Origin of the sequence: Nonomuraea bangladeshensis (assembly GCF_039529455.1) — a bacterium.
Classification (GTDB): domain Bacteria; phylum Actinomycetota; class Actinomycetes; order Streptosporangiales; family Streptosporangiaceae; genus Nonomuraea; species Nonomuraea bangladeshensis.
This window is the reverse complement of the sequence record NZ_BAAAMV010000007.1, coordinates 58,707-74,091: the sequence shown is the minus strand read 5'-3', so window position 1 is coordinate 74,091 and position 15,385 is coordinate 58,707. Positions and strand designations below refer to the sequence as shown.

General features: G+C 72.6%; 15 protein-coding genes. 9 read left to right on the top strand and 6 right to left on the bottom strand.

Annotated elements, in window-relative coordinates; all coding sequences use genetic code 11:
* Positions 1-39 precede the first annotated feature (39 nt).
* Together ABD292_RS23330 and ABD292_RS23325 are read left to right on the top strand one after the other, a co-directional pair.
* A complete protein-coding gene (locus tag ABD292_RS23330; protein ID WP_344210614.1) occupies positions 40-1,242 on the top strand; it encodes a magnesium transporter MgtE N-terminal domain-containing protein in 1,203 nt (400 codons plus the stop codon).
* Complete coding sequence (locus ABD292_RS23325) at positions 1,239-1,733, top strand: DUF1003 domain-containing protein (RefSeq protein WP_344210612.1); 495 nt, start codon at positions 1,239-1,241, stop codon at positions 1,731-1,733. Before ABD292_RS23330 ends, ABD292_RS23325 begins: the two co-directional genes overlap by 4 nt.
* On the opposite strand, the gene ABD292_RS23320 is transcribed toward ABD292_RS23325, so the two are convergent.
* Complete coding sequence (locus tag ABD292_RS23320) at positions 1,705-2,247, bottom strand: MarR family winged helix-turn-helix transcriptional regulator (protein WP_344210610.1); 543 nt, start codon at positions 2,245-2,247, stop codon at positions 1,705-1,707. The genes ABD292_RS23325 and ABD292_RS23320 overlap by 29 nt on opposite strands.
* Before the next feature lie 160 nt (positions 2,248-2,407).
* Here ABD292_RS23320 and ABD292_RS23315 point away from each other — a divergent pair, with 160 nt between their 5' ends.
* On the top strand, positions 2,408-3,547 hold the full coding sequence (locus tag ABD292_RS23315) for an Mrp/NBP35 family ATP-binding protein (RefSeq protein ID WP_344210608.1): 1,140 nt from the start codon (positions 2,408-2,410) through the stop codon (positions 3,545-3,547).
* 62 nt (positions 3,548-3,609) lie between these two features.
* Positions 3,610-4,542, top strand: coding sequence for an HpcH/HpaI aldolase/citrate lyase family protein (locus ABD292_RS23310; protein WP_344210606.1), 933 nt, complete (start codon positions 3,610-3,612; stop codon positions 4,540-4,542).
* On the opposite strand, the gene ABD292_RS23305 is transcribed toward ABD292_RS23310, so the two are convergent.
* Complete coding sequence (locus ABD292_RS23305; protein WP_344210604.1) at positions 4,532-5,077, bottom strand: DUF6529 family protein; 546 nt, start codon at positions 5,075-5,077, stop codon at positions 4,532-4,534. The two genes, ABD292_RS23310 and ABD292_RS23305, sit on opposite strands and share 11 nt — an antisense overlap.
* Complete coding sequence (locus ABD292_RS23300; protein WP_344210602.1) at positions 5,074-5,787, bottom strand: hypothetical protein; 714 nt, start codon at positions 5,785-5,787, stop codon at positions 5,074-5,076. Before ABD292_RS23300 ends, ABD292_RS23305 begins: the two co-directional genes overlap by 4 nt.
* 99 nt (positions 5,788-5,886) lie before the next feature.
* Between ABD292_RS23300 and ABD292_RS23295 the strand changes: the two genes are divergently transcribed.
* Positions 5,887-6,888, top strand: coding sequence for a CPBP family intramembrane glutamic endopeptidase (locus tag ABD292_RS23295; RefSeq protein ID WP_344210600.1), 1,002 nt, complete (start codon positions 5,887-5,889; stop codon positions 6,886-6,888).
* A gap of 986 nt (positions 6,889-7,874) precedes the next feature.
* A complete protein-coding gene (locus tag ABD292_RS23290) occupies positions 7,875-10,391 on the top strand; it encodes a hypothetical protein (protein WP_344210598.1) in 2,517 nt (838 codons plus the stop codon).
* Here ABD292_RS23290 and ABD292_RS23285 read toward each other — a convergent pair.
* Complete coding sequence (locus ABD292_RS23285) at positions 10,380-10,778, bottom strand: NUDIX hydrolase (RefSeq protein ID WP_344210596.1); 399 nt, start codon at positions 10,776-10,778, stop codon at positions 10,380-10,382. The two genes, ABD292_RS23290 and ABD292_RS23285, sit on opposite strands and share 12 nt — an antisense overlap.
* A gap of 74 nt (positions 10,779-10,852) precedes the next feature.
* Between ABD292_RS23285 and ABD292_RS23280 the strand changes: the two genes are divergently transcribed.
* From ABD292_RS23280 to ABD292_RS23270, 3 genes are read left to right on the top strand one after another with little or no spacing between them, the layout of a single operon-like run.
* Positions 10,853-11,479, top strand: coding sequence for a DUF6758 family protein (locus tag ABD292_RS23280; RefSeq protein ID WP_344210594.1), 627 nt, complete (start codon positions 10,853-10,855; stop codon positions 11,477-11,479).
* Positions 11,480-11,531: 52 nt separating this feature from the next.
* Positions 11,532-12,251 carry an MBL fold metallo-hydrolase gene (locus ABD292_RS23275; RefSeq protein ID WP_344210592.1) on the top strand — a complete coding sequence of 240 codons (720 nt, stop codon included), beginning with the start codon at positions 11,532-11,534 and terminating at the stop codon, positions 12,249-12,251.
* An 8-nt stretch (positions 12,252-12,259) separates the two neighbouring features.
* Positions 12,260-13,216, top strand: coding sequence for a RecB family exonuclease (locus ABD292_RS23270; RefSeq protein ID WP_344210590.1), 957 nt, complete (start codon positions 12,260-12,262; stop codon positions 13,214-13,216).
* 55 nt (positions 13,217-13,271) lie between these two features.
* Here ABD292_RS23270 and ABD292_RS23265 read toward each other — a convergent pair whose 3' ends face one another.
* Positions 13,272-14,198 carry an oxygenase MpaB family protein gene (locus tag ABD292_RS23265; protein WP_344210588.1) on the bottom strand — a complete coding sequence of 309 codons (927 nt, stop codon included), beginning with the start codon at positions 14,196-14,198 and terminating at the stop codon, positions 13,272-13,274.
* Between the two features lie 13 nt (positions 14,199-14,211).
* Complete coding sequence (locus tag ABD292_RS23260; protein ID WP_344210586.1) at positions 14,212-15,102, bottom strand: alpha/beta fold hydrolase; 891 nt, start codon at positions 15,100-15,102, stop codon at positions 14,212-14,214.
* Positions 15,103-15,385: the final 283 nt, after the last annotated feature.

Below are 15,385 nucleotides of genomic sequence, written 5' to 3'. Positions count from 1 at the left end.
TCACCTGGCGCAATGGGACGGCGCTGTTAGCCTGGCCACGTGAGGATCTTCGTGGCGCGGCTCCCTGGGACCCCGGTCTTCGACCCGGCGGGCGACCAGATCGGCCGCGTCCGCGACCTGGTGGCGGGCCTGCGCCCCGGCCGCCGCCCCAACATCCACGGATTGGTCGTGGAGGTGCAGCCGCGCCGCCGCGTCTTCCTGCCCATCACCCGCGTCCGCCGCATCGAGGCCGGGGCCGTCGTCTTCAGCGGCCGGCTCAACATGCGCAGGTTCGAGCAGCGCGCGAGCGAGACGCTGGTCGTCGGCGAGCTGCTCGACCTGTCCGTACGCGTCGGCGGCGAGCAGGTCACCGTCTACGACGTGGCCATGGAGGAGGTCAAGCCGTCCACCTGGGAGATCACCAAGGTCGCCGTCTACCGGCGCAGGCGGCGCGACCCCCGCGTGGTCGACTGGAACGAGGTCACCGGCTTCGACACCCTCCAGCAGGACCAGGGCGCGGCCGGGCTGATCGCGGCGTTCTCGTCCATGCGGGCCGCCGACGTGGCGAGCGCCCTGCACCACCTGCCGCCCAAGCGGCGCACCGAGATCGCCCGCGCGCTCGACGACGACCGCCTCGCCGACGTGCTGGAGGAGATGCCGCCGGACGACCAGGTCGGCGTCCTCGGCATGCTGGGGCCCGAGCGGGCGGCCCGCGTCCTGGAGGAGATGGGCCCCGACGACGCCGCCGACCTGCTGCACGAGCTGCCCGACGAGCAGGCGTCCGAGCTGCTGGCGCTCATGGAGCCGGGGGAGGCCGCGCCGGTGCGGCGGCTGCTCACCTACCCGGAGAACAGCGCGGGCGGCGTCATGACCAGCGAGCCGGTCATCCTGCCGCCCTCGTCCACGGTGGCCGAGGCGCTGGCGCACATCCGCCAGCAGGACCTCTCGCCCGCCGTCGCGGCCCAGGTGTTCGTGTCCAGGCCGCCGACCGAGACCCCCACCGGCACCTACCTGGGGGTGGCGCACTTCCAGCGCCTGCTGCGCGAGCCGCCCTCCACGCTGCTCGGCGCGGCGCTGGACCCGTCGATCGACCCCATCAAGCCGGAGTTCACGCTGATCGAGGTCACCTCGTACCTCGCCAACTACAACCTCGTCGCGGCGCCCGTCGTGGACGAGCTGGGCCGGCTCGTCGGCGCGGTGACCGTCGACGACGTGCTGGACCACCTGCTGCCCGAGGACTGGCGCGAGAGGGACGACACGTGACCACCGAACGACTCGACCAGCCGCGCGAGCTGCGCCGCACGCTGCGGCCGCACTACGACCCGGAGACCTTCGGACGGCTGTCCGAGCGGATCGCGCGCTTCCTCGGCACCGCCAGGTTCATCGTCTACATGACGGTGTTCGTCGGGGTCTGGGTGATCTGGAACGTGGCCGCGCCGCCCTCGCTCAAGTTCGACCCGTACCCGTTCATCTTCCTGACGCTCATGCTGTCGCTGCAGGCCAGCTACGCCGCGCCGCTCATCCTGCTGGCCCAGAACCGCCAGGACGACCGCGACCGCATCCAGTACGAGCAGGACCGCGAGGCCGCCGAGCGCAACCAGGCCGAGATCGAGTATCTGACGCGGGAGATCGCGGGGCTGCGCCTGGCGATCAACGAGGTCGCCACCCGCGACTACCTGCGCGCCGAGCTGGGCCGGCTGCTGGAGGAGCTCCAGGAGCCCGAGGTCAAAGAGCGCCGCCGCCAGCCGCGCTAGCGGCTGTGCCTGCTCCGGCGCCTGCTCCGGCGCCTGCTCCGGCGCCTGCTTCGGCGCCTGCTTCGGCGCCGTCGAGCCTGCCGAGCATGGCCCTGATCTGGCCGATCTCGCCGCTGCCCAGCATGTCGAGGAACTGCGTCCTGATGCCGCGCAGATAGGTGGGCGTGGCCTCGGCCAGCCGGCCCGCTCCCGCGTCGGTCAGCACCGCGAACAGGCCGCGGGCGTCGTCGGGGCACGCCTCGCGGGTCACCAGGCCGTCGCGCTGCAGCCGGTCGATGAGGCGGGTCAGGCCGCTGCGCGACAGCAGCACGCGATCGGCCAGGTCATTCATGCGCAGCCGCCGCCCGTCCGCCTCGGCGAGCTGCATGAGCACCTCGTACGAGGCCAGGGGCAGATCGTGGGCGACGAGCAGCTCAGCCTCCAGGCGGCGGGTGATGCGGACCTGGGCGCGCTGCAACATTCGCCAGACCGCCAGCTCCTCGGCGGTGAGGCCCTCGTCGCGCAGAAGAGTCACGGAGTAACCTTAGGACGTTGTTGCACAGACATCTAACAGCACGGATTAACTCAGCGGGGCCGCCGGTTCATACCATGGAGGGGCATCCTCGCTGGCGTCCAGCGCCTGTCACACATATACCGACAAAGGAGGGACGGCACTCCCTCGTGCCGAGACTTCGATGGCACCTACCCAGGAACTGGTGACGGCGGCTCTTTCCACCGTCATCGACCCCGAGATCCGCCGTCCGATCACGGACCTCGGCATGGTCAAGAGCATCGATATCGCTCCCGGCGGTGCGGTGCGCGTCGGCGTCTACCTCACCGTGGCGGGTTGTCCCATGCGGGACACCATCACCCGCGACGTCACCACCGCCGTCTCCAAGGTCGAAGGCGTGACCGGCGTCCAGATCGAGCTGGACGTGATGAGCACCGAGCAGCGCAAGGAGCTCCAGACCAAGCTGCGCGGCAACCGCGGGCCGGAGAAGGAGATCCCCTTCAACCAGCCCGGCTCGCTGACCCGCGTGTTCGCCGTGGCGAGCGGCAAGGGCGGCGTCGGCAAGTCGTCGGTGACCGTCAACCTGGCCGCCTCCATGGCCGCGAGCGGCCTCAAGGTGGGCATCGTCGACGCCGACATCTACGGCCACAGCATCCCGCGCATGCTGGGAGCCGCCGAGCGGCCCACCAAGGTCGAAGACATGATCATGCCGCCGGTGGCCCACGACATCAAGGTCATCTCGGTCGGCATGTTCAAGCCCCCGGAGGGCAACACCCCGGTCGTCTGGCGCGGTCCGATGCTCGACCGGGCGCTCCACCAGTTCCTGGCCGACGTCTACTGGGGCGACCTCGACGTCCTGCTGCTCGACCTGCCGCCCGGCACCGGCGACATCGCCATCTCCGTGGCGCAGCGGCTCCCGGGGGCCGAGATCCTGGTCGTGACCACGCCGCAGATGGCCGCCGCCGAGGTGGCCGAGCGCGCCGGCTCCATCGCCGCGCAGACCCACCAGCAGATCGCCGGCGTCATCGAGAACATGTCCTGGCTGCCCTGCCCCCACTGTGACGAGCGCATCTCGGTGTTCGGCGAGGGCGGCGGCCAGACCGTCGCCGACGCGCTGACCCGCATCCTCGGCGCGCGGGTGCCGCTGCTCGGGCAGGTCCCGATCGACATGCGGCTGCGCGAGGGCGGCGACGAGGGCAAGCCGCTGGTCCTCACCGACCCCGACTCGCCCGCCGCGGCCGAGCTGCGCTCGATCGCGGGCGCCCTGAGCAAGCGCTCCTCCAGCCTGAAGGGCCTCCAGCTCGGCCTGGCCCCGCGCCGCTGAGCGAAGACGTACGGGTGGGTGCCGCCACCGGGAGGGGGCGGCGCCACCAGTAGCGTGTGCGCATGCGCTCACGTCGTTCGGTTCTCGCGGTTCCGGGGAGCAACCCGCGCTTCCTGGAGAAGGCCCAGACCCTGCCCGTCGACGAGGTCTTCCTCGACCTGGAGGACTCCGTCGCGCCGGCCGCCAAGGAGGACGCGCGGCGCAACGTCGTCGCCGCGCTGCGCGAGGGCGACTGGTCGGGCAAGACGCGTGTGGTGCGGGTCAACGACCTCGCCACGCAGTGGACCTACCGCGACGTCATCGAGGTCGTCGAGGGCGCCGGGCAGTTCCTCGACTGCGTGATGCTGCCCAAGGTGCAGGACCCGACCGAGGTGGTCTGGCTCGACACGCTGCTCACGCAGATCGAGAAGGCCATGGGCTACGAGCCCGGCAGGATCGGGATCGAGGCGCAGATCGAGAACGCCCGCGGCCTGGTCAACGTCGACATGATCGCCGGCTCGTCGCGGCGGCTGGAGACGCTGGTGTTCGGGCCCGCCGACTTCATGGCCTCGATCAACATGCGCACGCTCGTCGTCGGCGAGCAGCCCCCCGGCTACACCGAGGGCGACGCCTACCACTACATCCTCATGCGCCTGCTCATGGCGGCCCGCAGCCACGACCTGCAGGTCATCGACGGCCCCTACCTCCAGATCAAGGACGTCGACGGCTTCCGCCGGGTCGCCAGGCGGTCGGCGGCGCTGGGCTTCGACGGCAAGTGGGTGCTGCACCCCTCCCAGGTGGACGCGGCCAACGAGGTGTTCTCGCCGGCGCAGGAGGACTACGACCACGCCGAGCTGATCCTGGAGGCGTACGAGTACTACACCACCGTGGAGAAGCGCGGCGCGGTCATGCTGGGCGACGAGATGATCGACGAGGCCTCGCGCAAGATGGCGCTCGTCGTGGCCGCCAAGGGGCGGGCGGCCGGGCTGAGCAGGACCGTCACCTTCACACCTTGATGCCCACGGCCGTGAAGAACCAGAACGCCGAGGTCAGCCAGAGCCCCACCAGCGCGGTGAACGCCAGCCCGCCGAACACCGGCAGCGCCCAGCCCGGCGTGTCCCGCTTGGGCAGGGCCAGCATCTTCGCGGTGAACACGCCGTAGAAGAAGCAGCCGAGCAGGGAGTGCGCGAGCACCCTGGGCACGTCGTACTGGAGGCCGAGCGCGTACAGGCAGTGGAAGGCGACCGGGATCGTCACCAGGAACGCCAGCCGCCCCGACCAGCGGTGCACCCCGGCCGGTATGGCGATCCCGAGCTTGCCCCACATCGACAGGGCCGAGACGACCTGGACGAACGCCAGCACGAGCGCGGCCGTGGTCAGCCACGCCTTCATCGGCAGGGCGGCGGAGAAGCCCGCCACGCCGACGGCGTAGCCGGTGGGGGTGTGCGCGCGGCCGTACACGCCGAGCGCGAGCACCACGAGCCCGCCGATCAGCAGCGGCACCAGCAACGAGGCCAGGCCGCGCGAGGGCGTCCGGTGGATGGCGGTCATGACATCTCCTCGATGAAGCCGTCGACGTCCTTCGGGGTGACCGTGGTGCCGTCCACCGTCAGCGGCGCGGTCGGCTGGTCGGGGTTCAGCGTGGGGACGGGCACCAGGCGGTCGTTCGAGGTGGCGGCGCCGACCGAGGTGTAGCTGCCGTCCGGGTTCTTGATCCGGATCCAGCCGGCGCGGTACTGGGCGCCGCGCACGAGGGCGGTGGCGCGGTACAGGCCCGACGGCTTGCGCACGGACTGGGCGACGAAGCTCCACTTCTTCCCGCCGAGCGACAACTGGCCGGTGGCCTTGCCGGCGCCGAGGTCGGCGGTCACCTTGCCGGTCTTGACCCCCGTCAGGCTGACCGAGTCGCCCGACTGGGTGCCCTTGAACCAGGCTTCCGCGCGGCCGTCGCAGAAGTAGCCGACGGCCTTGCCGTTCCTGATCGAGATGGCGATGAGGCCGCCGTTGCCGGTGACGCGGCCGCCGTAGTCGGCCTTGTCGATCTTCTTGGCCTCCGTGCGCTCGGGGGTGGGCGTCGGCTGCGCCTCCTGCGCCGGCTCCTCAGCCGGCTGTTCAGCCGTCTGTTCCTCGTCGGGAACGGTGTTCTCCACGTTGGGGGCGGCGGTGTTCGCCGCAGGTGTCGCGTTGACGCTGGCGACACCGAGCCCCGCGGCGAGCACGGCTCCCGCCACGAGGGTGATGACAGGTCCCAGCCTTGACATGGACTGCTCCCAGGGTTGAAGTGCCTACCTCTGAGAGCATCCGCCCAAAAGCGCGATCCGTCTGTGAACTATTGCGCATCAGATGGACAGAATGGAGGAATGCAGGAGAACCCTGGTCCGCCGCGCCACCCGTACGGGGCCGCGTACCCGCAGCCGCAATATCCCTATCCGCCCGTGCCGCCGCAGCGGTCCTGGTTCCTGCCGATGCCCTCGGGCGCCCGCTTCGACCATCTGGCGCGGAACGAGGCCACCCGGCCGTGGCGCTCGATCGTCGGCACGCTGGTGATCGCGATCGGGTTCTTCGTCATCGGGTTCGTGGTGATCACCGCGGCCATGCTGTTCGCCGCCGTGTTCGGCCTGCCCTCGCCGGTGGACGTGAACACCGGGCTGCCCGAGGGCACCCCGTTCGGGCTGGGCACGACGCTGATGTCGATCGCGCCCGTGCTGCTCCTCGTGGTGGGCGTGACGGCGCTGGTGCAGCGGCGCAGGCCCGGGACGTTGTCGTCGGTGGCCGGCCGGCTGCGCTGGGGCTGGATGGTCCGGTGCGCGGGGCTGGCGGTGCTGGCGATGGTGCTCGGGCAGGCCGCGCAGTGGCTGATGCTGACCCTGACGGGCGCGGAGGCCGGCATGTTCGGCTGGGTGGGCTGGGAGAGGTTCCTGCCCGTGTTCGTGGTGATCCTGGTGCTGGTGCCGTTCCAGGCCGCCGCCGAGGAGTACGTCTTCCGCGGCTGGTTCCTCCAGGCCGTCGGGGCGCACGTGCGCAACCCCGTGTGGGGCATCGTCGTCGGGGCGGCGCTGTTCGCCTCGCTGCACGGCTACTCGTGGACGGGGCTCGCCGACGTGTTCGCCTTCGGCGTGGTGATGGGCTGGTTGTCGGTGCGTACCGGGGGGCTGGAGGCGGCGATCGCGCTGCACGTGCTCAACAACGTGGTGGCGTTCGGGCTGAGCGCGGCGGCGGGGGAGTTGCAGGAGTCGCTGAACCAGGCGGAGGTGGCGGTGCCGTGGCAGGCGCTGACGGGGACGGCGGTGCAGTTCCTGGTGTTCTCGCTCGGGGTTTTGTACCTGGCCAAAAAGCGGTCAATCGCCACAATTTCGAGATAAATCGGGCTAGTGGTTGGGGGAATCTCACTAGAGAGGTCTCGCCATTCGCGCTCATTCGTGCTGCTCTGGAACCTGTGGGGAGGGCGAGGTCTTCCGGAGGTGATCGTTTCGGTCCGGCGGGGTAGGGGTGGGCGCGTGTGATACTTCGTCGAGTGAGACAGAAAAACTCGAAATAAGCGCATAAGGATGGACATCCTTCCTGGAACGGTCCCGGATGGTGACCGTTCCCGTACGACTAGTTCGACTAGGAGGTACGGCGCGTGGCCTCCGGCCCCAGCGAACCGCCACGGCGACCGCCAGGTGACGACGACCCCCGCTCCGAGGGCGCGTCAGAGCCGCAATCTTCTCCAGAGCCGAGGATCAGCCACTCCCCGCCCGGGCCCACCGACGACCGGGCCCGGGGCTTACCCCTGACGTCCCCGTGGGGCATGCCGCCCTTCGCGGCGCCCGTACCGGACGAGACGCCGCAGGAGCCGCCCAAGGGACGTAGGCCCTACAGCTCGCCGACGGCCGAGCCCGAGGCCGAGCCGCGCCGCCGGCCGCGCCGCGTGGTCAACCGCCCGGACAAACTCGTCGCCTCCGGCCCCCCCAGAAAGCCCCCGACCCCCCAGGGCCCACCGGCCCCCCAGGACACAGCCCCGCAGGATGCGGCGGCCCCCGAGAGCCCGTCGGCTCCCCCTGGTCCATCGGCCTCTCAGGGCGCGGCGGCCTCTTCGCACACGACCCCCGAAGGCGCAGCGGCCCCGCAGGATGCGGCGCCCTCTGGGGCAACGGCCGCTGATGGCACAGCAGCCCCGCATGATCCCGGGGTCCCCCAGGGCGCAGCGCATCGCCCGGCGGGTCCCCATGACACTCCGTCCGCCCAACCCCCCTCTGCCGGCCACGCGCCGCCCGAGCCGCAGGAGGACGCTCAGGAGGCCGTACAGGGGGCTCAGGAGGAGTCGCGGCGCGGGGAGGGCCGGGAGGGCCAGGAGGCCGTCTCCGGGGTGCGGGAGGGCGTGGAGGAGGGGACGCCGCGCAGGGACCCGCGTACGGCCCCGTACCGGCTGGTGGTCCCGGCCGACGGAGCCGCGCCGGCGGAGCCCGGCGGGGAGGACGAGCCCGAGGTGCGGCGCGTCGGCCGCCCGCCGGCCGGCCGGCCGACCAGGCCCGACCTGCTCGTGGCGAGCGGCCCGCCCCGCCCCCAGGGCGCGAGCGGGCGCCACCACAGAGGCCCGGCCCCCGCCGCCGTCCGCAGGTCCAGCCCCGTACGCCGGGGCAGCCGCGCCACCCCCGTCGTCCTCACCGTCGCCGCCGCCCTCCTGGTGGCGACCGGCGTGCTCGTCTGGCAGTGGGCCGGCGACGAGCCCCAGGGCCTCAGCCTGGCCGCCGGGACGGGCCGCTCGGGCGACGAGCTGTTCACCGTCCCCGCCGCCGGCGACGGCGTCAACCAGAAGCTCAACGACATGGCCTCGGTCGGCCGCGCGGTCGTCGCCGTGGGCAGCGACATCACCGATCCCACCCCGCGCCCGCTGTTCCTGTTCTCGCCCGACAGTGGCAAGACGTGGCAGCTCGGCCAGGTCAACGGCGCCTCCGCCCCCACCGTCCAGCGCGTCGTCGGCGGCGGCGGGCGCTGGCTGGCCAGCGGCGAGGACTACGGCACCGGCGAGCGCGGCCTGTGGACCAGCGCCGACGGCTTCAGCTGGGACGCCGTGCCCGCCTCCGCACTGACCGCGTTCCGGGCCGGCGACCGGATCGCCGACATCGCCCGTACGTCGTCGGGGTTCGTCGCGGTCGGCACCACCACGGGCGACGACGGCGCGCCCGGCCCGGCGGCCTGGCGGTCGGCCGACGGCCGCGCCTGGGAGCGGGCCGAGGCGACGGGCCTGCAGATACGCGAGATCAACGCGGTGGTCGCCAAGGGCGACACCGTCGTGGCCATCGGGCGACCCGCGGAAGGCGAGGGTTCGCGGGTCGTCCGGTCGGCCGACGGCGGGCGTACGTGGCAGGTCACGGCGTTCCTGCTCCCCGAGGCGATGCCGCGCGCGGGGACGCTGGCGGTGCTGCCCAAGCGGTTCGTGCTGGTGCCGACGCGGCAGCGGACGATCACGGGCGACGTACGCGTCTACTGCTCGCCGGGCGGCGACGAATGGGCGCAGTGCGGCTCGATCGCGGGGCTCGGCGGCGAGAGCGTCGGCGTGGAGTCGCTGATCTCGTACGAGTCGGGGGCGGCCGCGATCACGCAGGCCGGCCTCGGCCGGTACGCCGTGCTGACCACGTCCGACGGCCGCGGCTGGACCAAGCGGGCCGAGCTCGGCAACCTGCGCAACGCCACGTTGCGCGGCTTCACCATCGCCGAGGGCGGCACCCTGTTCGCGGGCGGCGACCAGGCCGCCTCCGACGTGGACAACCAGCTCGTGCTGATGTCCGCGCCGCCGCGCGGGCAGGCCGCCCGCGTGCCGCTCGGCGACGTCGCGGGGCTGACCCGCATGGCCCGCGAGACGAGCGCCCTGACCAGCTTCGGCGGCCGGTACGTCGCCGTCGGCTCGGCCTCCGGCGACGCCGGCCTGTGGACGATCAGGAACTGGCAGAGCTGGAAGTCCATGAGCCTCGGCGGCTCCGGCCGCCAGCGGCTGGAGGACGTGGCCCACGGCTCCCGTGGCTGGCTCGCGGTCGGCGGCACCGAGACCAACGTCGGCGTCACCGACCCCCTGCTGGTGACCTCGGCCGACGGCGAGAGCTGGAGGCGGGTGAACGTCTCGGGCGACCTGGCCAGGCGCTCCGGCCACGTGGGCCTGGAGCCGCGGGTCGTCGCCGCGGGCAAGAAGGGCTACGTGCTCGCCGGCCAGGACACCGACCAGGCGAACAACGCGGGCGCGGCCATGTGGTTCACCTCCGACCTGCGCAGGTTCACCAGGGCGGCCAAGCTGCCGAACGGCGGCGCCGGCGCGCGCGTGCACGACGTGGCCGCGACGGCGGACGGGTTCGTGGCGGTGGGCGGCGCGGGCCCGGCCGACCGGGAGAGCAGCCTCGTCTGGTACTCCGAGGACGGGCTCAACTGGAGCGCCCGCCCCCGCGTGGCCCCGCCGGACGCCACGTCCGCCGGGCTGCGCAGGATCGTCGAGCACCAGGGCAGGCTGGTGGCGATGGGCACCGCGATCAGCGGCGGCTCCCGCCGCGCCTTCGCGGCGGTCTCCGCCGACGACGGCGAGAGCTGGGAGACCGCGTGGCTGCCCGCCGAGCAGGCGGCCGCGGTCTACGACCTCGCGGCGGCGGCCGAGGGCCTGGTGGCGGTCGGCTGGCACGGCGCGCCCGGCGAGGGCGACAGCGCCGCCTGGACCTCCCAGGACGGCCTGAACTGGAACCGCATGGCGCTCACCAAGGACCGGCTGGCCGGCCCGGGGATGCAGTGGCTCACCGCCGTGGCGGTGTCGGGGTCGGAGGTGGTGGCGCTCGGGCGGTCCACCACGTACGACGCCGACCACCTCATCCTGTGGACCTCCAGCCTGACCTCAAGCCGGTAGGGCTCCCCAGTCGGTGAGCGTCTCCAGCAGGCCCTCGGTGAGCGGCAGCCGGGCGAGGTCGGCCGGCGTGCACCAGCGCAGGTCGGCGGCGTCGTCACCGGCCGCCGCCGCCCCGCCGGTCACGGTGGCGTGGTAGTCGCGGATCACGTACGTGACGCCGCCGGGGCCGGGGCGCTCCACCACGCCGGCCAGCGGGCCCACCTCGACCCGCAGGCCGGTCTCCTCCAGGACCTCGCGCCGCACGCCCGTCTCGTCGTCCTCGCCGGGCTCCAGCCGGCCGCCGGGCACGGACCACAGGCCCACGCCAGGAGGACGCCCCCGCTGGACGAGCAGGATCCGCTGCCCGGCGGCGTCGAGAATGACGGCGCCGACACAATTTACGCGCACATGACCAAGATTACGACGGGATAACGGGGAGCGGCCTTGACGGGGCCGTACCCGAGAAAGCACCGTGGGTAGGTGTGAGAGCGGCTCCAACCTGCCCACGGTGTTTCGGCCCTCTTCACGGGCCGGGCGCCTGGTCAAGCGCGTACCGATGTGACACGCACGGCGACGTCCTGCCGTATCAGCCTCCGTGGCCGCCGACCGGCGAGGCCCTGGACGCGATGCGCAAGAGCTCCGTCGTGCCCGTATGGCTGCCGTGGCCGCTGCCCTCCCGATGGGTGGTGACCGGTTTCGCCGAGGTGGGCGACCAGCGCACCGGCGCCCGCGCCAGCGTCGTCGCGCTCACCGGGCCGTCCCTGGTCGAAGGGCCGGCCGACATGCTGATCATCGCCGAGGAGCCGGGCATCGGGCTCGGCGCGGCGTTCGCCGGGCTGGACGGCCCCGACCCCGGCACGGGGTTCGACGAGGGCCCGCCCAACGCCAAGATCGAGGTGCTCGGGCATCCCGCCCCGCTCTGGTGCGTCGACGGCGAGGACGACCGCGCGGTCTACGCGGGCGAGGCCCTGGGCAACTGGCTGTGGACGATCTGCTGGCCGGCCGACGCCGGATGCATGATCGCGCTCGCCGAGCTGTCCCTGGTCGACGCCCGTGACCACGATCTGGACGTGCCCTTCGGGGCCTTCTCGCCACGGCTCGAGGACTAGGACGCGCTTTCGCGATTCGCGCTGTCAGGCAGACGGGCTAGAGTTCGGAGGCGTGACAGCGCGTATCGAGAGAGTGGTGACCGAGGGCGTGGTCGACCTCGACGGCACCGAGCACAAGGTCGAGAACAACACCTGGGTCATAGGCGACGACGACGAGGTGATCGTCATCGACCCGTCCCGTGACGCCGAGAAGATCATGGAGCAGGTGGGTGAGCGCGAGGTGCTGGCCGTCATCTGCACGGCCGGGCTGCCCGACCACGTCTCCGCGGCCATCGAGGTGGCCAGCAGGGACGAGGCCGTCGTGGCGCTCCACCCCAAGGACAAGCCCCTGTGGCGGGAGACCTGGTCCGAGACCTGGCCCGACATCGACATGGAGGACGACGGCATCTTCGAGGTCGCCGACGTCCAGCTCGACGTCATGGAGACGCCGGGCGTGACCCCCGGCGGCGTGTCGCTCTACTGCGAGGCGCTCGGGGCCGTGTTCACCGGCAAGGCGCTCCAGGCCGACGGCCCCGGCAAGCTGGGCGGCGAATACCCGGCGCTGGCCGACCAGCTCACCTCGATCGGCGGGCGGCTGTTCACGCTGCCGCCGGAGACGCGGGTGCTGCCGATCCACGGCGACGAGGTCACGGTCGGCGACCTGGAGCCGCACTTCGACGACTGGGTGTCCGGCTCGCTGACCAGGGTCGCCACCGAGGGCGAGGAGTCCGAGGGCCCGCTCGCCGACGGCACCAGGATCTCCGGGATCAAGCTCGGTCCGGGCGACGAGTAGGCGGCCGGGTGAGCTCGGTGCAGGGCCAGCTCCCGCTGGAGGACATGCCGCGGCGGCTCTACTCATGCACGCCGTCGCGGTTGAACGCCTGGCTCGACTGCCGGCGCCGCTACCGGTTCAGCTACCTCGACCGGCCCCAGCCGTCCAAGGGGCCCGCCTGGGCGCACAACAGCGTCGGCGCGAGCGTCCACAACGCGCTGGCGGGGTGGTGGCGGGAGCCGTACGAGCGGCGCACGCCGCTGACGGCGGCCGTCCTGCTCACCAACGGGTGGATCGCCGAGGGGTTCAGGGACGCCGAGCAGTCGGGGCGGTGGCTGGCGCGGGCCCGCGACCTCGTGTCCGGATATGTCGCGACTTTAGATCCGGCGGATGAGCCGGTCGGCGTCGAACGCACGGTCGCCACGCGCACCAAGGTCATCGCCCTGTCGGGCCGCATCGACCGGCTCGACCGGCGCGGCGACGAGCTGGTCGTGGTCGACTACAAGACCGGCCGCCGCCCGCTCACCCAGGACGACGCCCGCGGCTCGCTCGCCCTCGCCGCCTACGCCGTGGCCGCCTCCAGCATGCTGCGCACCCCGTGCCACGAGGTCGAGCTGCACCACCTGCCCACCGGCGAGATCGTCCAGTGGCGGCACACCGACGAGTCGCTGGCCCGCCATCTGAGGCGGGCCGAAGAGCTGGCGAGCGAGGCGGCGGAGGCCGACGAGCGCTACCGTGCTGCCGTCGCCGCCCCCGCCAAGGGCCGCACCGCCCCACGCGGCCAGGCGTCCCGCACCTCCGTCCCGTCTCCCGCGGGGGCGTCCGGGCGGCCGTTCGTGGGGCCCGCGGCGGTGCCACCCGAGATCGACGAGCTGTTCGCGCCCAGTCCGGGCCCGATCTGCTCCTGGTGCGACTTCCGCCGCCACTGTCCCGAGGGCCAGGCCGTGGCCCCCGACCGCGACCCCTGGGACGGCCTCGCCGAGTGAGCGTCCCTGGGACGACCGCGCTATATGAGCGCCGCCGCCTCGGCCCTTCCGGGGGTCAGGCGGCGGACGCCGGGTCCGCTGCCCCCTTGGGCCAGCGGCGGGGGTCCGTGAGGCCCTTGAGCCCCTCGCTGACGTCGTAGCCGGCCGCGCCCAGCCGTTCCCTGGTCGCCCGGAGCATCTCGCGGGTGGCCGGCATGAAGGCCCGGTCGTGGACGGGCTCGGGGACGGAGTTCATCGCCAGCCTGAACGCCCGCAGCGCCGCCGTGACCGCCGCGCGGGGCACCTCGGGCAGCACGCCGTACATCCGCCTGGCCCAGTCGGGGAGCGTGTAGTAGCAGAGCGCCCCGAACGGGAAGTAGACCGGCTTGCCCGGCGACAGCATGCGCAGCTCCTCCGGCAGCCGCGGCCACATGAGGAACCGCACGGTCGCGGCGGCCTCCTCGGTGACGCGGAGTGCGGGCCGCACCTGCTTGACGTACGCGTCCAGCTCGGCGCACGTGCCCGGCACGTCCTCGGGGTGCAGCCCGACGTAGGCCGCGGCGGCGCGCTGCTCGGCCAGGTAGCGGTCGGCCTGGCGCTCGCTCAGCCGCAGCCCGCCGCGCCTGGCCGCCTCCAGGTAGGACGACACCTCGGCGCAGTGCACCCACAGCAGCAGCTCGGGGTCGTCCACCCGGTGCCTGCGCCCGGTGTCGGGGTCCTGCACGCGCAGCGTCTTGTGGATCGCCCGCACCCGCCGCCCGGCCTCGGCCGCCTCCTCCGGGCTGCCGAACGTGACCCGCCCCACGAAGTCGGCGGTGCGCCGCAGCCGGCCGAACGGGTCCTGCTGGAAGGTGGAGTTCTGCCAGACGCCGCGCATGGCCAGGGGGTGGAGCGCCTGCAGCATGAGCCCGCGGACGCCGCCCACCCACATCGTGCGGTCGATGTGCACGCGGTAGGTGACGGTGTGCGGCGGCTGGACGACGAGGTCTTCGATGCCGTTCATGGTAAGTACATGATTACAGGCTATTGGAATGGATGTCCAAATAGTGCTTCTCGGCCGCGTTCCAGAACCTGACCAGCGCGGCCGCCGTCGTCTCCGGCGCCTCGACGGCGGGGGAGTGGACGGCGCCCGGCACGACCACGCACTCCGCGCCCAGCCTGGCGGCCATCTCCGACTGCGTCTCAGGAGACCAGCCGTCGTCGTCCTCGCCGTAGAGGACGAGGGTGGGCACCTCGATCTGACGCAGCTCGTCGGTGCGGTCGCGCATGGTGAGCACCTGCTCGGCCATGGACGAAAGGCCGGTCGGCGAGTTGGCCAGCAGCCGCCGGTGCAGGAACGCCACGATGTCGTCGGGGACGTCGGCCGCCAGCGCGTCCGGCTCGAACCTGTGGTGCCACACGTGCTCCAGGCCGTGCTCGGGCACCTCCTCCATGATCTTCCTGCCGTTGCGCGCCCGCCGGCCCTCGATCGCCCCCGGGCCCGAGCCCATGAGCGTGAACGAGGCGAACTTCGTACGCCCGTCGATGACGGCCTCGCGGGCCACCAGGCCGCCGAAGGAGTGGCCCACCAGGTGCATGGGGCCGCCGCCGCCGATCACCTGGGCGAGCGTGTCGAGGTCGGCGCCGAGGGCCGCGCAGGTGTAGGCGGCGGGGTCGTCGGGGCCCGGGGTCTCGTACTGGCCGCGCAGGTCGACCGCCACCACGCGGCGGCCGGACTGCGCGAGCGTCATCAGGACCGCGATGAAGTCCTCCTTGCTGCCGGTCAGGCCGGGGACGAGGAGCGCGGGCCAGCGCTCAACCACACCACTGACCGGAAGGGCCTCCAGGGCCGCGAACGTGCCCTGTGGCGTCTCGATCTTCTGTGGGGTGACGCCAGGAGGCAGGTCGAGGAATCGCGGCGTACTCACGTGGGGCAACAATACCCAGAGGTCAGCGCCTCGACACCGGCATGCCCGTTACGCTGGTGCGACTTTGGGGGAGATGTCGCGAATGCCGGATCTCGCCGTGCGGCCGGCGGGACGCGACGCCGTACGCCCGGCGTACGCGGCTTCAGAGGCACGTGGGCGGGTGTTGGAGCGGGTCGGGCCCACGTGGAGGCGTCGCGGCCGGGTGACGCGCCGTGGGGCCGTACAGCGATCCTGCCGCACATGCCGAAAGGCGCGCACCCCGTAGTGCGGGATGCGCGCCTTT

What these genes read in the sequence shown, in the direction of transcription:
- ABD292_RS23315 (WP_344210608.1), top strand. Translation starts at nt 2,408, where the DNA reads ATGGCACCTACCCAGGAACTGGTGACGGCGGCTCTTTCCACCGTCATC.
- ABD292_RS23310 (WP_344210606.1), top strand. Translation starts at nt 3,610, where the DNA reads ATGCGCTCACGTCGTTCGGTTCTCGCGGTTCCGGGGAGCAACCCGCGC.
- ABD292_RS23305 (WP_344210604.1), bottom strand. Translation starts at nt 5,077, where the DNA reads ATGACCGCCATCCACCGGACGCCCTCGCGCGGCCTGGCCTCGTTGCTG.
- ABD292_RS23300 (WP_344210602.1), bottom strand. Translation starts at nt 5,787, where the DNA reads ATGTCAAGGCTGGGACCTGTCATCACCCTCGTGGCGGGAGCCGTGCTC.
- ABD292_RS23295 (WP_344210600.1), top strand. Translation starts at nt 5,887, where the DNA reads ATGCAGGAGAACCCTGGTCCGCCGCGCCACCCGTACGGGGCCGCGTAC.
- ABD292_RS23265 (WP_344210588.1), bottom strand. Translation starts at nt 14,198, where the DNA reads ATGAACGGCATCGAAGACCTCGTCGTCCAGCCGCCGCACACCGTCACC.